The sequence below is a fragment of the uncultured Vibrio sp. genome (assembly GCF_947488985.1).
GTDB lineage: Bacteria > Pseudomonadota > Gammaproteobacteria > Enterobacterales > Vibrionaceae > Vibrio.
This window is the reverse complement of sequence record NZ_CANLBV010000162.1, coordinates 1-4,142: the sequence shown is the minus strand read 5'-3', so window position 1 is coordinate 4,142 and position 4,142 is coordinate 1. Positions and strand designations below refer to the sequence as shown.

At 41.6% G+C, this 4,142-nt stretch carries 3 protein-coding genes; 1 reads left to right on the top strand and 2 read right to left on the bottom strand.

The genetic code is table 11. The features are described from left to right. Nucleotides 1-92 precede the first annotated feature (92 nt). On the top strand, nucleotides 93-1,733 hold the full coding sequence (leuA, locus tag Q1A70_RS19135) for a 2-isopropylmalate synthase (protein WP_299695447.1): 1,641 nt from the start codon (nucleotides 93-95) through the stop codon (nucleotides 1,731-1,733). Here the strand turns inward: leuA and Q1A70_RS19130 are convergent. Next, nucleotides 1,730-2,506 (bottom strand): helix-turn-helix transcriptional regulator, encoded by a 777-nt coding sequence (locus Q1A70_RS19130; protein ID WP_299695443.1) that lies wholly within the window; start codon nucleotides 2,504-2,506, stop codon nucleotides 1,730-1,732. The genes leuA and Q1A70_RS19130 overlap by 4 nt on opposite strands. Before the next feature lie 739 nt (nucleotides 2,507-3,245). Further along, nucleotides 3,246-3,554 (bottom strand): helix-turn-helix transcriptional regulator, encoded by a 309-nt coding sequence (locus tag Q1A70_RS19125; protein WP_299695445.1) that lies wholly within the window; start codon nucleotides 3,552-3,554, stop codon nucleotides 3,246-3,248. Nucleotides 3,555-4,142: the final 588 nt, after the last annotated feature.

The window sequence follows — 4,142 nt, the reverse complement described above, 5'->3', positions numbered from 1 at the left end:
ACGAGACAAGGTTCACTCATTACCGCCCATGCTGGGTAAATTTTAACAGTGACAACTATCCTGCCAGAGGGGGATACCGAGCAGCTCCTGTTATCAGCTTTCCACAAAGAACATGGCCTTCGAAGATATTAAAAAAAGCCCCTCGTTGGTGCTCAACCGATTTACGAGATGGTAACCAATCTTTATCTAACCCAATGAATATGGATAAAAAACTTAAGTTCTTTAACCACTTAGTTGAATGCGGATTCAAGGAGATTGAGGTTGCATTTCCATCAGCATCGCAAACGGATTTTGACTTTGTTCGAAGTCTGATCAAGAACGAGTTGATTCCAGATGATGTTACTATTCAGGTGATTACGCAATCCAGATCGGACTTGATTGAGCGAACAATTGATTCTCTAACAGGGGCGTCTAAGGCCATCGTCCATTTGTACAATGCTACAGCTCCGTCTTTTAGAGATATTGTTTTTTCTCAGGATAAAAAGTCTACTCTAGAACTTGCTGTAAATGGGGCTAAACAGATTAAAGCCTTGTGTGAAAAACGTCCTGAAACTGAATGGACTCTTGAGTATTCACCAGAGACATTCAATTTTACAGAACCCGAGTTTGCACTTAAGATCTGTGAAGCAGTAGCGTCCGTGTGGCAACCAAGTAAGACACGGCAGCTTGTCATTAACCTGCCAACAACTGTTGAATGTAACACTCCGAACGTTTTTGCAGACCAGATTGAACACTTCTTAAATAATTTTAGTTCATTAGAGCACCTTACTATCAGTGTTCACCCTCATAATGATCGAGGCACTGGTGTTGCCAGTGCCGAACTTGCCATCTTAGCAGGAGCTTCTCGGGTAGAGGGTTGTTTATTTGGTAACGGTGAACGTACAGGTAATGTTGACTTGGTCACACTCGCGCTAAACCTTTATTCACAAGGTATTGATCCTAAATTGCGTTTTCCTGACATTCGGCAATCGGTTGAACTCGTCGAGCAGTGTAACGAAATCCCTGTTCACCCTCGTCACCCTTATGCTGGAAGGTTCGTTTTCACCGCCTTTTCGGGATCTCACCAAGATGCCATTAAGAAAGGATTCTCTTCGTATAGCTCTAAGTTGAAGACCTTCTGGGATGTCCCTTATTTGCCGATAGACCCTATGGATTTGGGGTGTAACTATGAAGAAGTGATTCGTGTAAATAGTCAATCAGGTAAGAGTGGTGCCGCATGGTTACTACAAGAAAACCACGGGTTGTTACTGCCTAAAATGCTCCAAGCCGATTTGAGTAAAAAAGTGAAAAGTCATACCGATAGATCGGGATGTGAAATTCACATTTCGGAATTATGGCAACTATTTAGACAGTCTTATGGCCTAGTGAGTAACCCGACCATAAGCTTGCAGAGTTATCACAGCCAAACAACAGATCTTGGCCAAAAGATTGAAGCCAAAATTAATCACAACAACAAAATGATAGAATGTGTTGGTTCTGGGAATGGTCTGATGTCTGCGTTGCTAAAGGGATTAATGGAACAATATGGTTTTCAGGTGAATATCGTTGACTATCACGAGCATACTCTCGGTTCTCGAACCCAGAGCAAAGCGGCCTGTTATGTGCAGCTACAGTCTGCGATTTCTAACGTGAGCTTTTTTGGCGTTGCAATTGAAGAAGATGCAACAAAAGCGTCTCTACAAGCATTGTTGAATGCCTACTCTAATTTACTACAGACTAACTTAGCGCTTTAACCCTGCTCTAATTGATTAACCATCGGACAGTATTCCCTCGGAGACAGCCCCGTTCGACTTTTAAACATCGCGCTAAATGCGCTAGGGCTGTCATATCCAATCGCTAATGCAGCATCTAACACACTGCACCCGCTGGCTAAAAGTTCAGACGCATGTAGTACTCGCTTCTGACGCAGCCATTCTGTGAACGTTAGACCTAGCTCTTGCTGAAACCGTCGAGAAACAGTTCTTTCACTTTGGCCCAGATACTTGGCAGCATCTAAAGATGTCCATGGGTGTGAAAGACGCTCAGATACGTTTTTGCAGAGCATGACCAATGCTTCGGTTCTTGGATTTGGGAGATAAAAATTAATGGGGTTTAGCAAACGTAATTCATCAAGTATCAGTTCAAATATTCGTTCTTCTCGCGTTCCCGCTATCCGAATATCAGGTAGAGATACAGCCTCAACAATTAAACTGGTCAGTAACGACGAAACTTTCGATAACACACAAGTATTGGGAAGGTCTGCCCTAGCCATAGGGTCAACAAAAAGCGTACGAACTCTAACGTCCCCCGTAATTCTGAGACTGTGTGAGATACCAGCAGGTACCCATAGCCCTTGATTCGTTGTCACAACCCACGAATCTGATTGTGTATCCACTCGAATAACACCGTTTAAAGCATGTAAAAACTGAGCGCACAGATGAGTATGGGGTGGTTCCACATCACCATGAGAATAATTGTGTGCATATGCCAGTATTGGAGGGGCCAACGTTTCGTCACAAAACTTCATAAATACTCGAGTGAATCCTTATACCGAATGAAAAAATAATGTAACGAACTTATCCTGAATTCTCCAGAAGAAAGATAATCTCTGTTTCTCTACTGAATTATCCTTTAGCCATTTAGCCATTTAGCCATTTAGCCATTTAGCCATTAGACATATTGTCTACACCTACACTCAGATACATCTGAACTGGTATTAGTTAAATTAGGGCAAACGTCGATACTCAAGAACCTCGTGAGTGAAAGGGCTGAATTGAAATGGGACATTTTTGATTTTGACTGATTTGTGCAACAGGTTGTTGCACAATTGGGAAACGGCTTGCTTCACTAACAAGCGAGTCTGATTTTAGCCAACAGGTTGTTGACCAAATTTTTCATCGGGAATGTCTTGCTCAACATCGAACATCACAATGCTACTTTAGAGCAGATAATGCAACTTGAAAACAACTTTCACACATATCAAGGTGGTGAATAATACCGTCCATTTTTGACCCAAATCCCCAGTTGGCAGTCAGTTAACCAACCTCTTCTAACTGAACGCCATTTGAATCGACCATCACGCTAACACCACAAATATCACAATGTCGATCAACAACGACTTCTATCGTTTTTTGTCCATAAACTTTCATTGTGAACTCCTGCTGCTGATAAGATTAATCATTACTTAGATGTTAGCCAGTCCCAAATAACGACTAAGTAGTAGCTGAAAACTATAGCGGTCCTAAAGGCAACAGTACAACAATGTTTCATGTATTTGAATTACTCTTAAGCTTCTCTATCGATTCAAGTTTACCAATAAGCACACGATCACTGGCGACCATACCAAGGTCATTTTCGAGGCCTAATACTGACAAAACGATCATATAGTGCCCAATAGACACTGTTGAACCACCTCTGATAATCCTTCGTAATGTCGGTTTTGATACCCCCGTTCGTTGGTGTAACAACTCCTGTGATATATGCCGTCGCTTCAACGCCAACTTAATATTCTCACCCAGTTGATCGAGGATGCGTTGCTGTCTAGGAAAAACCACTGCTCTACGACGTGAGTTCATAATGAAACTATATCTCCATTAATGTTCAAAATGTGAAAGCGTAGTTTCACAAAAGATCCTGATGCTCGTTTTATTGTAGGCAACTCAACCGGTAACATTACATCTCTTCGTACCTGTGTAACTCACACCCAAAGACATATTACCGACAATACCAAAAGTAAGTCAATTGCCGCTCATATGATTTAAATAGACAGTCGGCACAAGCAAAATTTTAGTTGAGTAGACGAAGTGCTGCCTCTCTAGAAACCGTACGTGCAACTTTCATACGCAGTTCCTACCATAACTCACGTATGAAAAACTCAGCAGCGTAAATCATTACTGAGTAATTGCACTAAGTAGAAAAGGGGCAGAAATAATTCACGGAATAGGTTGTTTCGCAGGTATTACTAATTTAGTCATCCATGAATTAGCCTATACATGGAAAAGTGGCATATTCTTACCATTAGTAGCTCTACAACAACCCACATCCATTGCCTCGGTACTGAACCATCTTAGCAACAACGTCTATATCACTAGGGCGTGTTGATCTTTCGTGAGTGTTTTTTGAATAGCATGGTAAAGAGTTATAATTTGCTTTGCCAAAAGTAA

Bases quoted from the DNA above. Each gene is read 5' to 3' on its own strand.
- Q1A70_RS19130 (WP_299695443.1), bottom strand. From the start codon at position 2,506: ATGAAGTTTTGTGACGAAACGTTGGCCCCTCCAATACTGGCATATGCA.
- Q1A70_RS19125 (WP_299695445.1), bottom strand. From the start codon at position 3,554: ATGAACTCACGTCGTAGAGCAGTGGTTTTTCCTAGACAGCAACGCATC.